The 19803-nt window shown below is 43.4% G+C and carries 16 protein-coding genes; 10 read left to right on the top strand and 6 right to left on the bottom strand.

The annotated features are described in order from the left end of the window. Nucleotides 1–108: 108 nt before the first annotated feature. The 4 genes from SKC35_RS00160 (at nucleotide 109) to serS (ending at nucleotide 3947) form a co-directional block, all read left to right on the top strand. On the top strand, nucleotides 109–786 hold the full coding sequence (locus SKC35_RS00160; RefSeq protein WP_377977495.1) for a tetratricopeptide repeat protein: 678 nt from the start codon (nucleotides 109–111) through the stop codon (nucleotides 784–786). 71 nt (nucleotides 787–857) lie between these two features. Continuing rightward, nucleotides 858–1334, top strand: a complete 477-nt coding sequence (ribH, locus tag SKC35_RS00155) for a 6,7-dimethyl-8-ribityllumazine synthase (protein ID WP_377977494.1) — start codon at nucleotides 858–860, stop codon at nucleotides 1332–1334. An 11-nt stretch (nucleotides 1335–1345) separates the two neighbouring features. Continuing rightward, entirely contained in the window at nucleotides 1346–2665 is a 1320-nt protein-coding gene (locus SKC35_RS00150; RefSeq protein WP_377977493.1) for an aspartate kinase, read from the top strand. 10 nt (nucleotides 2666–2675) lie between these two features. Continuing rightward, nucleotides 2676–3947 (top strand): serine--tRNA ligase, encoded by a 1272-nt coding sequence (gene serS / locus SKC35_RS00145; protein ID WP_377977492.1) that lies wholly within the window; start codon nucleotides 2676–2678, stop codon nucleotides 3945–3947. On the opposite strand, the gene SKC35_RS00140 is transcribed toward serS, so the two are convergent. Further along, on the bottom strand, nucleotides 3944–4645 hold the full coding sequence (locus SKC35_RS00140) for a response regulator transcription factor (protein ID WP_377977491.1): 702 nt from the start codon (nucleotides 4643–4645) through the stop codon (nucleotides 3944–3946). The genes serS and SKC35_RS00140 overlap by 4 nt on opposite strands. Beyond that, the gene (locus SKC35_RS00135; RefSeq protein WP_377977490.1) at nucleotides 4629–6317 is read right to left on the bottom strand and encodes a sensor histidine kinase; all 1689 of its coding nucleotides are present in this window, start codon (nucleotides 6315–6317) and stop codon (nucleotides 4629–4631) included. The genes SKC35_RS00140 and SKC35_RS00135 overlap by 17 nt, the downstream gene beginning before the upstream one ends. A gap of 122 nt (nucleotides 6318–6439) precedes the next feature. On the opposite strand from SKC35_RS00135, the gene SKC35_RS00130 reads away from it, so the two are divergent. Continuing rightward, nucleotides 6440–7243 (top strand): T9SS type A sorting domain-containing protein, encoded by an 804-nt coding sequence (locus SKC35_RS00130; protein WP_377977489.1) that lies wholly within the window; start codon nucleotides 6440–6442, stop codon nucleotides 7241–7243. A 57-nt stretch (nucleotides 7244–7300) separates the two neighbouring features. On the opposite strand, the gene SKC35_RS00125 is transcribed toward SKC35_RS00130, so the two are convergent. Then, on the bottom strand, nucleotides 7301–9403 hold the full coding sequence (locus tag SKC35_RS00125) for a prolyl oligopeptidase family serine peptidase (RefSeq protein WP_377977488.1): 2103 nt from the start codon (nucleotides 9401–9403) through the stop codon (nucleotides 7301–7303). 9 nt (nucleotides 9404–9412) lie between these two features. Continuing rightward, the gene (ruvB, locus tag SKC35_RS00120) at nucleotides 9413–10438 is read right to left on the bottom strand and encodes a Holliday junction branch migration DNA helicase RuvB (protein WP_377977487.1); all 1026 of its coding nucleotides are present in this window, start codon (nucleotides 10436–10438) and stop codon (nucleotides 9413–9415) included. A gap of 87 nt (nucleotides 10439–10525) precedes the next feature. Here ruvB and SKC35_RS00115 point away from each other — a divergent pair, with 87 nt between their 5' ends. Then, nucleotides 10526–11227 (top strand): MIP/aquaporin family protein, encoded by a 702-nt coding sequence (locus tag SKC35_RS00115; RefSeq protein WP_377977486.1) that lies wholly within the window; start codon nucleotides 10526–10528, stop codon nucleotides 11225–11227. A 6-nt stretch (nucleotides 11228–11233) separates the two neighbouring features. Beyond that, entirely contained in the window at nucleotides 11234–12724 is a 1491-nt protein-coding gene (gene glpK / locus SKC35_RS00110) for a glycerol kinase GlpK (RefSeq protein WP_377977485.1), read from the top strand. Nucleotides 12725–12822: 98 nt separating this feature from the next. Here the strand turns inward: glpK and SKC35_RS00105 are convergent, their stop codons facing one another. Then, nucleotides 12823–14280 carry a type III PLP-dependent enzyme domain-containing protein gene (locus SKC35_RS00105; RefSeq protein WP_377977484.1) on the bottom strand — a complete coding sequence of 486 codons (1458 nt, stop codon included), beginning with the start codon at nucleotides 14278–14280 and terminating at the stop codon, nucleotides 12823–12825. A 103-nt stretch (nucleotides 14281–14383) separates the two neighbouring features. On the opposite strand from SKC35_RS00105, the gene SKC35_RS00100 reads away from it, so the two are divergent. After that, nucleotides 14384–15754, top strand: a complete 1371-nt coding sequence (locus SKC35_RS00100; protein WP_377977483.1) for a UDP-N-acetylmuramate--L-alanine ligase — start codon at nucleotides 14384–14386, stop codon at nucleotides 15752–15754. Here the strand turns inward: SKC35_RS00100 and SKC35_RS00095 are convergent. Beyond that, nucleotides 15740–17014, bottom strand: a complete 1275-nt coding sequence (locus SKC35_RS00095; RefSeq protein WP_377977482.1) for a DUF349 domain-containing protein — start codon at nucleotides 17012–17014, stop codon at nucleotides 15740–15742. The two genes, SKC35_RS00100 and SKC35_RS00095, sit on opposite strands and share 15 nt — an antisense overlap. A 121-nt stretch (nucleotides 17015–17135) precedes the next feature. Here SKC35_RS00095 and ettA point away from each other — a divergent pair, with 121 nt between their 5' ends. Beyond that, nucleotides 17136–18800, top strand: coding sequence for an energy-dependent translational throttle protein EttA (ettA, locus tag SKC35_RS00090; RefSeq protein ID WP_377977481.1), 1665 nt, complete (start codon nucleotides 17136–17138; stop codon nucleotides 18798–18800). A 1-nt stretch (nucleotide 18801) separates the two neighbouring features. Next, nucleotides 18802–19761 carry an AAA family ATPase gene (locus SKC35_RS00085; protein WP_377977480.1) on the top strand — a complete coding sequence of 320 codons (960 nt, stop codon included), beginning with the start codon at nucleotides 18802–18804 and terminating at the stop codon, nucleotides 19759–19761. The last annotated feature ends 42 nt before the right edge of the window (nucleotides 19762–19803 follow it).

Raw genomic sequence — 19803 nt, 5'->3', positions numbered from 1 at the left:
AAAATAAAATGCAAAAGATTCCATTTATATGGATAAAAATGAAAGAGATTTTATAATTTTGCAGTCCTTTGGCACCTATAACAATCTGCCAACCGAATTAATGACCTTATGGCAAAGAAAGAAAAAGTAGAATCAATTGAAATTATTGAGAGCCCAGAAGCGCTTCAACAAGAAGTTTCTAAAGTTACAGAACTAGTAGACAAGAATAAATCGAGCGTAGCAACGGTATTAGGCGTTATCGTCCTAGCGGTGGCCGCTTATTTTGGGTACCAATGGTATTCAACTACACAGGATGCTGAAGGCGAAAAGAAATTATTCAAAGCGGTTTATGCATTTGAATCAGATTCTTTAGCGACTGCTGAGAAAGATTTAGCGAAAGTATCAGATGAGTTTGGTGGAAATACACAAAACTTAGCGGATCTATATTTAGGTATTACCTTGTTAAAGCAAGGTAAATTCGATCAATCGATTGAGAAATTGAAAAACTTCTCTAGCTCGGATTTATTAGTTCAAGCACGCGCTTACTCGTTAATCGGGGATGCGTATGCTGAAAAGAAATCTTTCGCTGATGCGATCGATTACTATAAGAAAGCAGCAGAGCACAAGCCTAACAAATTCTTCACTCCTACCTATTTGTTAAAATTAGCGAACGCTTACGAAGCAAATAAACAAGTGAAAGAGGCGGTAGATACGTATTCCATCATCGTAGAGAAATACGGTCAATCGGCTGAATCGATCCCTGCGAAGAAATACAAAGCGATCCTAGAAAGCTCTATCTCTGAATAATTTTTAGAACAGATTATGTGATGAGGGATAAGAGCTTGCGCTTTTATCCCTTGTTTTTTTAACCCCCTTTTATGTCCTCAGCGTTAAAAAACTTAAGCGATTTTACGACCGATAATCTACCGGATGTTTCGGGTAAAACCTTTGCCATCGTCGTATCTGAATGGAATACCGACGTGACACACGCCCTTTATACAGGTGCCTACGATACGCTATTGAAATATGGGGCAAAAGAAGAAAATATTATTAGTGCCAAAGTACCCGGTAGCTTCGAATTAAGTCTAGGTGCTCAGAAGATGGCGCAGCAGGCGAATATCGATGCGGTCATTTGCCTAGGCTGCGTCATTCAAGGAGAAACGAGACACTTTGATTTCATCTGCCAAGCGGTAGCGGATGGGATCACGAATGTGAGTTTGAAGTTTGACAAGCCGGTGATTTTTGGGGTTTTAACACCCAATACGCAAGAACAAGCAATGGATCGCGCAGGCGGCAAACACGGAAATAAAGGCGATGAGGCGGCCATTACAGCCATCAAAATGTTAGGAATATAATACGAGAACATATGCAAGTTTGGAAATTTGGAGGTACCTCCGTAGGAAAACCCGAGAGAATGAAGTCTATCCGTCAACTAATTACGGAAGATGGCCAACCCAAAATCGTGGTACTTTCTGCTCTTTCTGGCAGTACGAATACCCTGCTATCGATTTCAGAATCGCTCAACGCGGGTAATCCGTCAGAAGCAAAGGCGAAAGCAAGCGAATTGCGCGCACATTACGATCAATTCTTAACCGAATTATACAGCACTCCTGCGGGACTTGGTCAAGGCCAGGCAATCGTTGCTAAGGAGTTTGCATTTATTGATAGCCTAATCGCTACTTCGCCTTATACAGTGAAGCAGGAAAAGGAAATGGTGGCCTTAGGCGAATTGCTTTCGACCCAAATTTTCGAAGCATTCTTGCAGGAAGAAGGCATCAGCTCCGCTTTATTGCCAGCCTTGGATTTCATGGTGATCGACGAAGACAACGAGCCCATTTTAAAGGTTATCGAACAAAAACTAGCGGCAGTTTTAGCTCCCGTAAAGGATAAGCAAATCTTCGTTACACAAGGATTTATCTGTCGCAACCCAGCTGGGGAGGTTGATAACTTGAAGCGTGGTGGATCAGATTATACGGCTTCTTTGATTGGTGGTGCGATTCAGGCGGAGGAAGTACAGATTTGGACGGATATCGATGGAATGCATAATAACGATCCACGTATCGTCAAGAATACCTTCCCTATCCGAGAGCTATCGTTCGCTGAGGCGGCGGAATTAGCGTATTTTGGCGCTAAAATTCTTCACCCTAGCACGATTACACCGGCTAAGTTGAAAGGTGTTCCGGTTCGTTTGAAAAATACCATGGAGCCGAGCGCTTTTGGGACCTTGATTTCTGAAAAATCGACTGATGTAGAGATTAAAGCGATTGCCGCAAAGGATAATATCACCGCGATTTACATTCACTCGACGCGTATGTTAAATGCCTATGGCTTCTTGAAACGCGTATTTGAGGTGTTTGAAAAATACAAGACACCGGTGGATATGATCACCACTTCAGAGGTTTCTGTCAGTGTGACCATCGACCAAACGACGCATTTAGATGCCATTATGAGTGAATTGCGTGAATTCGCAGAATTGGAAGATCCAGATATGAACCAAGTGATTATCTGCATCGTGGGTAATTTCTGGGCAGATAAAGAAGGCATTGCCATCAAGGTATTAGAAGCGATCAAGAAGATTCCGATTCGAATGATTTCGTATGGCGCTTCGGAGCACAATATCTCTTTATTAGTGGATGCTTCCCACAAGAATGACGCATTAAACGCATTAAACGAAGGACTTTTCTAAAAACCGAGCTATGTTAACTTTACCCTTTATTCGCGCGAATCAAGAAACCACGATTGCTGGTTTACAGAAGAAGCATTTTGCGAATGCTGCAGAAATCGTAGCTAAATTGATTGCGCAAGATGATCAACGCAAAGCTCTTTTGCAACAAGCTGAATCAGCATTAGAGAAATCAAATGCGGCGGCGAAAGAAATCGGAGCTTTAATGCAATCCGGCCAAAAAGAATTAGCCGAAGGCAAGCGTGCTGAAACTTCTGCTTTAAAAGCATCGATTAAAGAGATGGAAGAGGCTGCCAAAGCCGCAGAGAAAGAGTTAACTGATTTATTAGTCACTCTGCCTAACCTTCCGCACAGCTCTGTGCCACAAGGAAAAACAGCAGATGACAATGAAGTCGTTTTGACCTGGGGTTCAGTACCTGAGCTACCGGCTGACGCACAGCCTCACTGGGATTTGATCAAGAAATACGATATCATCGATTTCGATTTAGGCAACAAGATCACGGGTGCTGGCTTCCCTGTTTACAAGGGAAAAGGGGCTCGTTTGCAACGCGCATTGATTAATTTTTTCTTAGATGAAGCGATTAAAGCGGGTTATTATGAGATACAACCTCCGATTTTGATTAATGAAGATTCGGGTTTCGGGACAGGACAATTGCCGGATAAAGAAGGCCAAATGTATGTCACAAAAGAAGAGGGCTTATTCTTAATTCCGACGGCTGAGGTGCCTATCACGAACTTATACCGGGATGTCATCGTCAATGAGAAAGAATTACCGATTAAAAATGTGGGCCATACACCTTGTTTCCGTCGCGAAGCAGGATCTTGGGGAGCACACGTACGCGGCTTGAACCGCTTGCATCAATTTGACAAGATTGAGATCGTTCAAATCCACAAACCAGAAAACTCGTATGCGGCACTGGAGGAAATGTCGCTACACGTTCAGGGATTACTTCAAAAGCTAGGATTGCACTACCGCGTCTTGCGTTTATGCGGTGGAGATATGGGATTTGCTTCGGCATTAACCTATGATATGGAAGCCTGGTCAGGCGCCCAAAACCGGTGGTTAGAAGTAAGTTCTGTCAGTAACTTCGAAACCTTCCAAGCGAATCGCTTGAAGTTAAGAACGAAAATCGATGGAAAATCGATCTTGTGCCATACGTTGAATGGATCGGCTTTGGCCCTACCTCGTATCGTGGCGTCTATCTTAGAAAACAACCAAGGCCCGGATGGAATCAAGATTCCTGAAGCATTAGTGCCTTACACGGGCTTTACACACATTAACTAAAGCCCTTCTACACTCAATCGAAAACCCTCGCCGTGCAGATTCAATAGCTGGACGCGAGGGTCTTCTTTTAGCATCTTGCGCAGTTTGGTCATATACACATCCATGCTTCTGGCATTAAAATAGGTATCATCTCCCCAAATCAGCTTTAAGGCGTAACTTCTGCTCACTGGGCGACCTAGATTCTCGCACAAAAGCTTCATTAATTCGTTCTCTTTAGGCGTAAACTTCAACTCCGTTTCTCCGATTGTTAAGCGCATTTTACCCGGAATATAGGTGTAATTTCCGAGAGCAATCTCGTCTGCTAAACTAGGCACAGACTTGTCAGAATGGCTTCTGCGCAGGATGGCTTCCATACGTGCGACCAACACCTCCATGGAGAATGGTTTCGTTAAATAATCATCCGCCCCTACTTTAAAACCTTGCAAGGTGTCCTCTTCCATCGACTTTGCAGTTAGGAAAATGATGGGCACTTGCTGGTGATTAGCCCGGATGTCTTTGCCCAAAGAGAAGCCGTCTTTCTTAGGCATCATCACGTCTAATAGGCATAAATCGAATTTCCCCTTGACGAAAAGATCAAGTGCTTCGTCCCCATTTTGGGCCCACGAAACGGCATAACCTTTCTTTTTCAAGAATTCCGTTAACAATAATCCCAAATTTGGATCATCCTCAGCGACTAAAATTTCAGGCGTTTTTGACATAAGGCAAATAGATTTCAAAGGTACTTCCGTCTCCTAATTTACTTTTCACGTGCACTTTTCCCCCGTGGGCTTCTACGATTTTCTTCACGTAGCTGAGACCTAAACCAAAGCCTTTTACATTGTGCACATTTCCCGTAGGCACGCGGTAAAAGGCATCAAAAATGTCACTAAGTGCTTCTTTAGGCATCCCTATACCCTGATCTTTCACAGCAATTAAAACACCTTGCTCTTGCTGTTGCGCACTAATTTCAACCTTCGGATTTGCGGGGCTATACTTCACCGCATTATCGATCAGATTATTCAACACATTAGAGATATGTACCTCATCTATTTCCATGGTAGCTGGCAGCTCATTCAACTGTAGCTTAATGGACCCATTCACTGACTCAACTAAAGGACCATTTATCTCGGCAACTTGTTGAATCAAGGCAGCTATATCTACTTTTTTTCGTTTCAAGGTAATTTCCTCTTTCTCCATCTGAGCAGTCTGCAAAACACGCTCCACTTGCTGACCTAATCGGGTATTCTCATCTTTAATAATGCCTAAATATCTGAGAATCGAGTCATTTTTGCCCGGTTTCAACTCCTCTTGCAATAACTGAGTTGCTAGTGAAATCGACGTAATGGGCGTTTTAAACTCGTGGGTCATGTTATTAATGAAGTCATTCTTCACTAAGGCTAATTTCTTTTGACGAAGGATTGTCAACACGGCGAAGTAAAAACAACCAATCATCACTAATAATAACAGGCCGGAACCCGCTAAACTGAGGCCCATCGTTTGCCAAATGAAGGCCGCACTATCCGGAAAATAGATTTTCAAAACGTTTTTAGAGGGGTGCAAATCATTGGGGAATAGGGCTGCCTCAAAAACGGCTTTTTGTTGCTTTATTTCCGGCGAGGAGGTATAGGTCCAGGCCTTAGGTGAACTCTGAATGCCAAAAGAATAATCCAGGTTAACCCCCTTATCGGTTAATTCTTTCCGAATCAAACTATCCAAATAGCCCGGTTGAATACGTTGAAGAATGGGTCTTTCTTTGAATAAGAAATCAGAAAACACCTCTTTAGCTAACTGAGTTTTCTGTAATACTTTCTCCAAATCTTGACGCTCTGATTTCTCCTGCACTAATTTCGCTTGTATCTGAGCTTGGCGATCTCCTAGGTTTTGAATGACGCGATTCGAACGACGGCGCATCTTTTTTAAGACTTTTTGCTGCTCTCGTTTGAGCATTCGATTCATCGCTTTTTCCACTTGCATACGTTGGCGCGCTTCCTCCGGATCTTCATCCACCGTATATTCTTCCGTCACCTCCGCTAATTGACCGTCGGGCAACATAAAGGATTTACGCACGAAAATGACGTCTTGGCGCGTTTGCGTCAGGATGGGATGTTCTTCTGGGGTGGGTGGTGGCGATGAAATGAACGCGGGTGCAGGCTTGGGTTTTACCGGTTTAGCGGCTACACTCTCGAATTTTTTTTGGCGCTCTGCTAAGACCAAAATCTCCTGCTTCTCCAATTTTCTAACCACAAGATCGAGGCTATTGCGGACGTCTTTGGCGAAATTCTCTCGCTTCGTTTCTAACATAAAACGTAACCAATAGGCCTGAAACCCAATTAATCCTAACAGGGCAAATGACATCAAGGCAATCAGTAAGCGTATTTTACGTTTCGACATAGGGGTAATAATTCGCTACAAATGTAAGAGATTAATGGCAGCCACTCATCACATTAACAGTCTTTAACATTTACTAGCAAGAAGCTTTTCGTAAGTTTGCACCGGATCAAAAACCAAAATTCATGAAATACCTATTCATCACTGCCTTAGCTGCTTGTATTTCTACTAGCGCTTTCGCACAAGAGAAAAAAGAAGCGACCATAAAAATCGTTATCAACGAAAACGGCAAAGAACGCATCATCGAGAAAAAATTCAGTGACTTAGATCAAGCAGATGCCGAGCTTAAAAAATTAAGCGATTCGCTAGAAATCAACGTAACCACTTCTGGTGGAAAGAAAAAAATTGTTCGCGTAGACGTAAACAAGTCTCACTCGCGTATGTCAGACCAGCCAGGTACCATCACTGAAGAAAGAATCATAGGTGGCGCTGAAGGGGGTGCAGACAAACGTGTAATCATTCGCCGCGGCGGACCGGGTATGGCTATGGCCCCAGGAACTCCAGGTGCTCACGGAGGAGATGCTAATGTGATGATATTTCGCGGAGAAGGTGGTCCTGAGGGGGTAGAAAAAGAATTCAACATTCAATTAGATGGACCAATGGGTGGTCCAGGAATGAAATTGAAAGGCTTGAAAAAATTAAAAGAGCTTGGACAAGATAAAGGCTCTAAAACTATCCAAGGTCTTTCTGGCAAGCAGAATCAACCATTTAATGGTAAGATCAATGTCCGTTTCACAGCACCTACGAAAGGAAATATATCGATCGCCGTTTCAGATGTGAACGGAAAAGAGATCGCAACCGAAACAGTGAAAGATTTCCAAGGCGATTACTTAGGTCAAATTGACTTAAAGAAAGCCGCTGCAGGCGTCTATTTCTTGCGCGTAACGCAGGGAAATGACGGCGCTGTTAGAAGAGTAGAAGTAAAATAATCCGCTTGAGGTTTGAGAATGAAAAAGCCTGGAGATTTATTTCCAGGCTTTTTTTATTTATTTACCCATGTTAAAGAGAACAAAGGCATAAGAGTCAGCCGTCAGTTCAATCAACTTCGCGGTGTTCGAAGAACCGTGTCCACTATTGGTATCAATCCGAATAATCATTGGTTTAGCCGCCGTATTCTTCTCCTGCAGCGTGGCTGCATATTTAAAGGAGTGAGCCGGAACTACTCGGTCATCGTGATCCGATGTAAAGACCATCGTCGCTGGATAATTCATTGCTTTAATGTTGTGTAAAGGCGAATAAGCATACAAGGCTTTGAATTCCTCCGCATTATCGCTGCTGCCGTAATCTGCGACCCAGTTCCATCCGATGGTGAATTTTTGGAAACGTAACATGTCCATTACACCCACACCCGGCAAAGCCGCGGCGAACAAATCTGGACGCTGGTTAATCGCAGCCCCTACTAACAAACCGCCATTTGAACGACCAGAGGCCGCTAGATAAGCTGGCGAAGTGTATTTCTCCCGAATCAAATATTCTGCTCCGGCAATGAAATCATCGAACACATTCTGCTTTTTCAATTTCATTCCTGCTTCGTGCCATTTCTCCCCATACTCACTACCGCCACGCAAATTCGCCACCACATAAATGCCTCCTTTTTCTAACCAAGGAATAAGGCTAGCCGAAAAAGCGGGAGTAGAACTGATGTTAAATCCGCCGTAACCGTACAAGATAGTTGGATTTTTACCGTTCATTCCAATGCCCTTTTTGCTCACAATGAACATGGGAACTTGGGTGCCGTCTTTCGATGGATAGAACTTTTGAACGACGGTATAATCAGTTGGATCAAAGGCCAAGGTTGGTTTTTGGAAAACGGTCGACGTATTCGTCGCTAAATCATAGCGGTAAATCGTAGGCGGAAAATTGAAAGAAGAATAGGTATAGAAAGTGAATTTATCTTCTTTCTCACCGCCAAATCCACCCGCATTTCCTAGGCCTGGTAAACGAACAGATCCCAATTCCTTTCCGTTGTAATCGTAGCTAACGATACGGGATGTCACATCTTTTGAATAATTCAAGAACAAACGTTTCCCCACCGTATTGACTCCTTGTAAGGGCTCCGGCTTTTCAGCTACGATGGTTTTCCAATTCGCTTTTTCAGGATGCGCCGGATCCACCCGAACAATTTTCTTATTCGGTGCTCCCTCGTTCGTTTCTAAGATCAAGATGTCTCCATCGTTATCCACTATACTGAAATCGTATTTACCCGGCTCAGCTACGACTGGCTTGAATTTCGTTTCCTTTTTAGCCGCATCCATGATCCACAAGGCATTTCCATCTAGGCCTTTCCCGCGATCCGAAATCGTCAAAAAGGCAAAACGCTCATCATCCGAAGTGCTGACCGTGTGGAATCGTTGAGGATTTTTAGGGTCCTCGTAGATCAATTGATCCTGCGATTGCGGAGTTCCTACCGTGTGAAACCACACCTGGTGATTCTCGTTTTTCGTACTTAATTCTTTGCCTTTTCCTGGTTCTGGATAACGGGAATAGTAGAAGCCGTTGCCTTTCCAAGCTACGCCGCTCACCTTAACCCAGCTCAGTTCATCTGCCAAGTTTTTACCCGTTTCCATATCCCGAACGTAGTAGGTTTGCCAGTCGCTTCCGCTTAAGCTTAATCCTACGCAAGCGTATTTTCCTTTTTTATCTAAAGAAAATACGGTCAAACGAGTGGTTCCTTCCTTGGATAAGGTGTTCGGGTCGATGACTAACTCAGGTTTTCCTTTCAGACCTTTTTGGCGATATAATACCGATTGGTTCTGTAAACCGGAGTTCTTGTAGAAATAATACCATTCTCCTTTGCGAGAAGGGGCAGATATTTTCTCGTAATTACTAAGTGCCTCGATGCGCTTTTTGAATTCTTCGCGAAGCGGAATTTGGTTTAAATAACCGAAACTAACTTCGTTTTGCGCCTTCACCCAAGCCTTCGTTTCTTCACTATTATCATCTTCTAACCAGCGATAAGGATCCGCGACCTGCGTTCCGTTGTAGTTATCGACGTGATCGATTTTCTTCGTTTGTGGGTATTTCATTTGGGCCAAAGCACTAGCAGAAACAAACATCATTCCTGCGATTAACATTTTTCTTGTTGACATAGGTATAGATTAAAATAGCGATCCTGTTTCAGCTCTAGGCGCAATCCCCACGTGGCGATACGCTTTCTCCGTTGCTTCACGTCCTCTAGAGGTACGCTTCAAGAATCCCTCTTGTATTAAAAAAGGTTCGTAAACTTCTTCTATGGTTTCTGCCTCCTCGCCGCAGGCAGTGGCAATCGTAGTTAGGCCCACCGGACCTCCCTTGAACTTCTCGATGATGGTCAAGAGGATACGGTTATCCATTTCGTCTAGGCCATTTTGGTCTACATCCAAGGCATTCAAGGCAATCTCAGCGATCTTCACGTCGATTGAACCGTTGCCTTTCATTTGGGCGAAGTCACGTGTGCGGCGTAGTAAATTATTCGCAATACGCGGTGTACCACGGCTACGTCTCGCAATTTCGTAGGCCCCTGATTCGTCGATAGGCATATCTAAAATGGAGGCAGAACGCTTTACGATTTTGGTCAATAAAGCGGCGTCATAATATTCTAATCGGGCATTAATTCCAAAACGCGCACGTAATGGCGAGGTCAATAAGCCAGCTCGCGTTGTCGCTCCAATTAAAGTAAAAGGATTCAAACCAATCTGAATGCTACGTGCATTAGGGCCCGAATCCAACATAATATCGATCTTGTAATCCTCCATTGCGGAATACAGATATTCCTCCACGATGGGATTTAAGCGGTGAATTTCATCAATAAATAAAACGTCGTAAGGTTGCAAATTCGTTAGCAAACCGGCTAAATCAGAGGGTTTGTCCAAAACTGGACCAGACGAAATCTTCAAACTGGAGCCTAACTCATTCGCGATAATGTGCGACAAGGTGGTCTTTCCTAAACCCGGAGGCCCGTGCAATAAAACGTGATCCAATGCTTCCTCCCGCGCTTTCGCAGCTCCCACAAAGATTTGTAGGTTATCAACAATCTTCCCTTGGCCTGAAAAATCCTCAAAACTTAAGGGGCGTAGGGCTTTGTCAAACTCCTTTTCTTGTGGGTTCAGCGACTCCGCATCCCCGGTTAAATAATCTTCACGCATCGTTGAATTGTCAAATTGAAATCAAAGATAATTTTTTTATTGAGAAGATTTTATAGTTTTGGAAAACCAAAAGAACAACCTCAACCTATGACCTCGATTTTCATCGGCGAACTCGCCGGAACAGCTACCCTATTATACCTCGGAAATGGCGTTGTCGCCAATATGTTATTAAAAGATACGAAAGGAAATGGCACCGGCTTGTTAGCAATCGCGGCAGCTTGGGCCTTCGCGGTAACGGTTGCGATCTATGTTTCTACCTATTTTGGTAGCTCAGGAGCTCACTTAAATCCCATCGTAACGATTGCAGGTTGTGTGAAATCAGGGGATTGGAGTTTATTCCCCACGTTTATTGGGGCACAGCTTTTAGGAGCGATGTTAGGTCAACTATTGGTTTGGTTGCATTACAAGCCTCATTACGATGTAACAGAAGATAAAGGTGCGATTCGCGCTTCGTTTTGCACGGATCCAGCGATTAAAAATACCCCTTTCAATTTTATTTCAGAAGCCTTTGCCTCTGCCCTCGCCGTAGTCGCTTTAGGGACTTTTTCTACGATTGAAACAGGTTTAGGGCCCTTTATGGTGGGAATTTTAGTATGGGCGATCGGCCTTGGTTTAGGTGGAACGACCGGTTATGCAATTAATCCAGCACGTGATTTAGGCCCGCGTATTATGCACGCTATTTTGCCGATCCCAAACAAAGGTGATTCTGGCTGGGACTACGCTTGGATTCCTGTTTTGGGACCTGCAGCTGGTGCCGTTTTAGGTGCCTTTATTTTGACCCTCAACTAATACATTATGTACGTAGGATCGATCGATCAGGGAACCACGAGTTCTCGTTTCATCATATTTAATAAGGCTGGAGAAATCATTTCAGTAGGCCAAAAAGAGCACCAACAAATCTACCCCCAAGCGGGCTGGGTGGAGCACGATTCTCACGAGATTTGGAAAAATACCCAAGAAGTGATCGGTTTAGCGCTCGGAAAAGCGAATCTTTCTGCGAAGGATTTAGCGGCGGTAGGTATCACGAACCAACGGGAAACAACAGTCGTTTGGAATAAAAAAACGGGCAAGGCTTATTATAATGCCATTGTTTGGCAAGATACGCGGGTAGGTTCTGAGCTAGCGGAATTAGCCAAGGACGGCGGAATGGATCGTTTTAGAGCTAAAACGGGTCTTCCCTTAGCTACCTATTTCAGTGGTTTAAAACTGCGCTGGTTATTAAATAATATCGATGGTTTACGGGCGGATGCAGAGAAAGGTGATGCACTTTTCGGCACCATGGATACGTTCATCGCTTGGCATTTAACGGGCGGAGTTGATGGCGGAATTCACATCACGGATGTGACGAATGCGAGCCGCACCCAGTTAATGGACTTGCAAACCTGTGCTTGGGATGAAGAGATTCTGAATGTATTAAGCATCCCTAAAGCGATGCTTCCGGAAATTAAATCCAGTTCATTAGTGTATGCGAAAGCCAAAGGAGTGCTTGGTGGCGTTCCGTTAGCGGGAATTTTAGGCGATCAACAAGCGGCTTTAGTAGGCCAAACTTGCTTCAATCCCGGCCAAGGAAAAAACACCTACGGAACCGGCTGTTTCTTATTAATGAATACGGGAACGAAAGCGATTCCATCCCAATTTGGCCTCTTAACTACGGTTGCCTACCAATTAGGCAATGATCCTGTGCATTATGCACTGGAAGGTTCTGTGGCCATTACGGGCGCACTTGTTCAATGGTTACGCGATAATCTGGGCATCATTAAACACAGTCCAGACATCGAAAAATTAGCGAAACTGGTAGACGATAATGGGGGATGTTATTTCGTACCTGCTTTCTCTGGATTGTATGCACCCTATTGGAAACAAGATGCGCGTGGTGCTTTAGTAGGCCTAACACGATTCATCAACAAATCACATATTGCCCGCGCAGCCCTAGAGGCAACGGCTTTCCAAACTTGGGAAGTGCTGGAAGCAATGGAAAAAGATGCGGGCATACCTATCGCCTCTCTTCGAGTAGATGGCGGGATGGTCGTGAATCAATTATTGATGCAGTTTCAATCTGATATAATCGGAGAAGAAGTAATTTGTCCAAAAATTATCGAGACGACAGCATTAGGCGCAGCCTATGCGGCAGGGCTTGCAGTTGGATATTGGGCAAACTTAGATGATCTGCGAAAGAATTGGGGCATTGCGCATACCTGGAAACCAGCGATGGATTCCGATAAGCGAGCGCATTACCGCAAGCAATGGAAGAAAGCAGTAACTAAAACCTTTGACTGGGAAGGTTAGTATACGCGCGGGTCATTCCATAGGCTGGGCAAGCGGCTTGTCTCGAACAAGAGATCATTGCGCAGGCTAAAGCCAGAATCAAGATTCCTTTTTTCATCTTAGACCGAAGCTAACTTCGCTTTTGCAGGTGTTTCCTTTTTTGCAGCCACTGGCTCCGAATGCTGGTATCCTAAAATATCTAACATAGGCGCACTCGTTTGTTCCTCAGAGAATAAGCGAGTTGTTATCGTACCATCTTCTAACCGGTCGATAATCACGTGCTTAGGGGCAGGAATCAAGCAATGTTGAATTCCGCCATAACCCCCTAAAGATTCTTGATAGGCTCCCGTGTGGAAGAAACCTACGTATTGACGTTCTGATTCCTCTTCAAAAATAGGCAAGTATAAATCGGAGCTATGCGCTTCGGTGTTATAGAAATCCATCGAATCGCAGGTTAAACCACCTAGGTTGACCTTTTGGTAAGGTAAACCCCAGTTATTCACCGGCAGCATAATGTATTTCTGGTTCATACCCCACGAGTCAGGCAATTGTGTAATGAACGATCCGTCGATCATGTACCAAAGCTCCTTGTCATTCTGCAGTTTTTGGTCAATAATCTCATACAAAACAGCGCCGCTTTCACCTACGGTGTAGGATCCAAACTCCGTAAAGATGTTAGGGACTGGAACGTTGTTTTTGTTGCAAATCCAAGAGATCGACTCGACGATTTCGTCGACCATCGCTTGGTAATCATAATTGAATTGCAAAGAGGTCTGGATAGGTAAGCCACCGCCTAAATCGATCGAATCCAATTCCGGACAGATCTTCTTCATTTCGCAATACTTATAAACGAAACGGCTTAATTCCGACCAATAATAAGCTGAATCCTTAATCCCCGTGTTAATGAAGAAGTGCAACATCTTCAAGTTAAAGCGAGGATTAGGCTTAATTTTTTCGTTATAAAGGGTGTTTACATCCGAATAACGTAATCCTAAACGAGAGGTATAAAAAGCGAAATCAGGTTCTTCATCTGTCGCAATACGAATAGCGATGTTCACTTTTTCAGCAGTCACCGATTTCTCATAGAAATCAATCTCTTTCAGGTTATCTAAAACAGGTATACAGTTGAATCCGTCATTAATTAACTCCGAAATGTATTGGGTATATAATGGCTGTTTGTAGCCATTGCAAAGAATGTAAGTCGATTTAGAGATTTTCCCTTGGTTGTACATATCGCGAATGATGGGAATATCAAAGGCGCTTGAGGTTTCTAGGTGTACATTTTGCTTCAGAACTTCCTCTAAAATGAAGGAGAAATGAGACGATTTCGTACAATAGCAATAGGTATAGTTTCCTTTGTAATTGTACTTTTTAATCGCGTTTCTAAAGAGAAGCTTCGCATTCTCGATGTGTTCTGAAATTTTAGGCAAATACGAAACCTTTAAAGGCGTACCGTACTGCTTAATGATTTCCATTAAAGGCACATTGTTAAACAATAATTCATTGTTCTCATTGATATTGAACTCACGAGTAGGAAACTCAATGGTTTGGTCAATTAGATCGATGTAATTTTTCATCCTTCTGTTTAAATGTACCCGAGTTCACCTCGAGTTTGTGGAAAAACGTGCAAAACTGCAATAAAAGTATGTACTTTGCAAGACAAATACACATTAAGTTATTATGTCCAAAATTCATTTTATCGCCATCGGTGGTGCAGCGATGCACAACTTAGCCTTAGCTCTTTTATCTCAAGGACACGAAATAACGGGCTCAGACGATGAAATCTACGAACCATCCAAAAGTCTTTTGGAGAAACACGGCATCTTACCCGCCGAGTTTGGTTGGTTCCCTGAGAAAATAAACTCGGACATAGACACCATTGTTTTAGGAATGCACGCACGCGCTGACAATCCGGAACTCTTAAAGGCACAGGAATTAGGATTAAAAATTGAATCCTATCCTTCTTTCATCTACGAACAAAGCAAAAACAAACAGCGCATCGTCATCGCCGGTAGCCACGGAAAAACGAGTATCACCTCGATGATTTTGCACGTTTTAAAGACCCTACATAAGAAATTCGACTACTTAGTGGGAGCGCGCATCGAGGGCTTTGACTTAATGGCATCCATCACAGATGCCCCTATTATGATCATCGAGGGCGACGAATACCTAGCCTCGCCTATCGATCGGAGAGCTAAATTCCTCTTGTATCAACCGCACATTGCGTTGATTTCCGGCATCGCTTGGGATCATATCAATGTCTACCCGACTTTCGAATCGTATACACAAGCCTTCGAAAATTTAGTAAAAGAAATGCCAAAAGCGGGGCATTTATTCTTTGACAAAACGGACAAAACACTAGAGGCCATCGCCGAGGCTTGCCCGGAGCATTGCCATTCTGAGGGATACAAGGCACACAATTCCATCATTAGAAACGGCCAAACTTTCTTAAAAGGAAACGATGGAAAGGAATATGGCTTACAGGTTTTTGGAGAACATACCTTGAAAAATTTGCAAGGGGCTTTGCTTATCTGTTCGCAATTAGGCGTGAATGAAACGGAATTCTACACGGCTATTCAATCATTCAAAGGGGCCGCTAAGCGTTTAGAATGGGTAGGAGAATCCGATACGCAATTGCTATACAAAGATTTCGCACATGCTCCTTCGAAAGTGAAAGCGACCACGCAGGCTCTAAAAGCGCAATTCCCACAACGGAAATTAGTGGCTGCGCTAGAATTACATACGTTTAGTAGCTTGAATCCCGCCTTTCTTCCGGAATACAAAGGGACGTTAGCGGATGCGGATTTGGCGATTATTTACCTAAGCGAACACGCGCGTGCTATCAAGCAAATGGATAGAATTGAGGCTGAAACTGTTCAGTCTTATTTTAATCACCCAAACTTGGTCGTAGTACGTGAACAAGAAGACCTAAAGCAAATCCTGTTAAAACAAAATCAGGAAAACCAAAACCTGTTGATGATGTCTTCTGGCACCTTCGATGGTCTCGATTTTCCTGGATTCGCAACTGAACTCGGTTTACGAATTCAATAATTGATCTAATTCTTCTTTAAAGCCCGTTAGTAAAATCTCCTTCATGGAGATTTTGCGTTTCTGGGTATTGATTTTACTCAAGGTAATTTTATCCTCCATCATGCGAGTTGCCTCCGATTCTGCCATAAAAGATTCGAGTTCACCTTTCTCTTTCTTCGCCATGTAATCCATTTGGTTGATCATGATCTTCAACTGCTCGATCCGTGGCTTCTCATTTAAGTTCGCATGACGATAGGAGATCACCCGCAATAAATAATTCATCTCGAAGATCTTATCGCAAATCGTGCGGAAACGCTCTGCGAGCGAGCGATCCATATTTTTGATTTGGGACGAAATCTCTTTCCACTTCACTAAATAGGCTTTCGCTAAATCCGCGGTCGCAACAATATTTACTTGATCTCTTAATTTCAATTCCAATTCCCCCGTCATCGTCGTTAATTCTAACACACGTGGATCAATCCGAGGTTTGTAATCAATTCCTTTAATGCGGTTGTATTTCTCGAAGAACATATCGTTCGCCTTCTTAAAATTCTTCCAAAGCATTGATTGCTTCTTAGGCGGCAATCCGATTACATTCTTCCATTCCTTCTGAATCTCTTTCACCTTCACGACAGAATCATCGATATCCTCTGCCTTGCGCAATTGGTGTACGTTATCAATATAGCCTTGAAGAATTAAAATCTTCTCGTCTATCTGACGGTTCTTATCTTCAAAATAGGCACGGCGTTTCAAGAAAAAGGCATCCAATACTTCTTGAAATTCAGCAGTCAGTTGATCTTGAAATTGTTTGTCGACCGGACCGGTCTTCACCCACTTCATTTTCACCTCCATCAACTTATCCGTTGCCTCTACTACGTCTTCTTCCTCCGAGATTTCTTTCGCATCTTGAATTAAGGCACGTTTAATTTCTAGGTTTTTGACCTGATTCGCCTGAATTAATTCTTTCAAATACGCCTCGTGCTTCTCTAATTCTGCTAACAAAGGTTTGAAATCACCTAGTCCATCGAATTCGATGAGGTAGGTTTGCATCTGCAAAACTTTGGTCAGAAATGATCCTTTATTTTGTGCTGCTTCAATTTCAGCAGACAAACCTTTCACCTTGCTTACGGCGAGGTCAAAACGTTTCACAAAATAGGCTAGGGCTTCTTCCTCTGAGTTGCGCACGAAACCGATTTCGCGCTCAGGAAAGCTTAAATAAGCGTTGATGAAAACTTTGCCGTCGCGGCAAAATCCAAACTCGTTTGATGTAGGCTGGTTCATATGTTTTGAAGAAAGAGCTTCAAGCAGGGGCTTTGGCTCAAATGTTAATCGTAAATCTTAATACACCTCTAATTTATTTAAAAAATTGCGATATTTGTGGGTTGTATAAAAATAAAATTTAATGAGTAACGAAACAATCATCTTTTCGATGGAGCGTGTGTCGAAAGTCATCCCTCCTCAAAAGACCATCATAAAAAATATTTATTTGTCCTTTTTCTATGGGGCAAAAATCGGCGTCTTGGGCCTAAATGGATCAGGGAAGTCCACTTTACTACGCATCATCGCCGGAATTGACAAATCCTACACGGGAGATGTCGTGTTTTCGCCAGGCTATACCGTCGGTTTATTAGAGCAAGAACCACAATTAGACCCGAACAAAACGGTGATCGAAGTCGTGGAAGAGGCAGTCGTAGAAATCAAGAACTTGTTAAAGGAATTCGATGAGATTAATGAGGCTTTTGGAGAACCAGACGCTGATTTTGATAAATTATTAGCACGTCAGGGCGAGGTCCAAGAGAAACTGGATCACTTCAATGCCTGGGAATTAGATACGCGTTTAGAAAAGGCGATGGATGCTTTACGCTGTCCTCCGTCTGACGCCTTAGTAAGCACCCTTTCAGGGGGTGAAAAACGCCGTGTGGCACTTTGTCGCTTATTATTACAAGAGCCGGATGTCCTTTTATTAGATGAGCCGACTAACCACTTGGATGCGGAATCCGTAGACTGGTTAGAGCAGCATTTACGTCAATACAAAGGTACTGTGATCGCCGTAACCCACGATCGATACTTCTTGGATAACGTGGCCGGCTGGATTTTAGAATTAGATCGCGGCGAAGGGATTCCATGGAAAGGCAACTATTCTTCTTGGTTAGAGCAAAAGCAAAACCGCTTAGCTCAAGAGGAAAAGACAGAATCCCGTCGCCAGAAGACCTTGCAGCGTGAGTTAGAATGGGTGCGTATGGCGCCAAAAGCTCGTCAGGCTAAGTCCAAGGCGCGTATTGGAGCGTACGAAAAACTCCTTTCAGAAGAGAATAGACAGAAAGAAGACAAGTTGGAATTATTCATTCCAGCGGGTCCACGTTTAGGAAATAAGGTGATTGAGGTACAAGGTGTATCGAAATCATTTGGAGATAAATTATTGTATGAAAACCTGAGTTTCTCATTACCTCCAGCAGGTATCGTCGGAATTATCGGGCCAAACGGTGCGGGTAAAACGACCTTATTTAATCTGATTACCGATAAATTACAGCCTGATTCCGGCACTTTTGAAGTGGGTGAAACGGTGAAATTAGCTTATGTCGATCAAGAGCACAACCAATTAATCGCGGAGAAATCGGTGTTTGAAACCATTTCTGACGGCAATGATTGGGTGATGTTAGGCGGAAAACAGGCGAATGCGCGTGCTTATGTCAGCAAATTCAACTTTAACGGTGCAGATCAAGAGAAAAAAATCAGCATGTTATCCGGTGGTGAGCGTAACCGCGTTCACTTAGCGATGATGTTGAAGGAAGGTGCTAACGTGTTATTGCTCGATGAGCCGACCAATGATTTGGACGTCAATACGCTTCGTGCTTTAGAAGAAGGTTTAGAAAACTTCGCGGGTTGTGCGGTAGTTATCTCCCACGACCGTTGGTTCTTAGACCGTATTGCGACGCATATTTTAGCCTTTGAAGGAGATTCACAGGTGACTTGGTTTGAAGGAAATTATTCAGAATACGAAGAATCACGTAAGAAACGCTTAGGGGATACAACGCCTAAACGTATTCGCTACAAGAAATTGCAGTAATATGAACTCGAGAGAAAAAATTCAGGCCGTCATTGACGAAATGGGCAAAGTGGTCATTGGCCAGGAACGCCTGATTAATCGCTTATTAGTGGGTCTTTTTACAGGCGGTCACGTCCTGTTAGAAGGGGTGCCTGGCTTAGCTAAGACGTTAACGATTAACACCTTAGCTAAAATTCTCGACTTACATTTCCACCGTATCCAATTTACTCCGGATTTGTTACCCGCGGATTTAGTGGGGACAATGATTTACAATCCGAAGAAATCCGAATTTGAAGTAAAGAAAGGACCCATTTTCGCCCAAATCATACTTGCAGATGAGATTAACCGTGCTCCTGCGAAAGTGCAATCAGCTTTATTAGAAGCGATGGCAGAAAAGCAGGTAACGATTGGGGATACGACCTATCCTTTGGACAAACCGTTCTTAGTATTAGCCACACAAAATCCAGTCGAGCAAGAGGGTACTTTCCCGCTTCCGGAGGCACAGGTGGATCGTTTTATGCTCAAGGTATTCTTGAATTACCTAGACAAAGACCAGGAATTAGCGGTGATGCGCCAGAAGTCCAATATGGACTTCAATTACGAGCCTAAAACCGTGTTAAATGCGGAAGATATCGCTAAAATTAGTAAGGAAATTAACGAAATCACCATCTCTGAGACTCTAGAGAAATACATTATTGAACTTGTTTTCGCGACAAGAAACCCAGCCGAATATGGCTTAACACAAGAAGCGGGATACATCCAATTCGGGGCATCTCCACGTGCGAGCATTCAGCTGAATTTAGCGGCAAAAGTGATGGCCTATCTGGAGGGTCGTGATTATGTATTGCCGGAGGACATCAAAGAAATGGCCCCAGATATCCTGAATCACCGCATCATCTTGAACTATGTGGCAGAAGCGGATAACATCACAACCCTTCAAATTATCCAATCTATCTTAAGTAGCGTCGCAATTAATCGATAATTTTTGGGTAAAAATGGGCTCTTTTGTGCTTTAATAGCAAAT

Source organism: Aquirufa originis (assembly GCF_042714495.1).
Lineage (GTDB): Bacteria > Bacteroidota > Bacteroidia > Cytophagales > Spirosomataceae > Aquirufa > Aquirufa originis.
The sequence above is the reverse complement of the archived record's forward strand: the minus strand, read 5'-3'. Positions and strand labels throughout refer to the sequence as shown.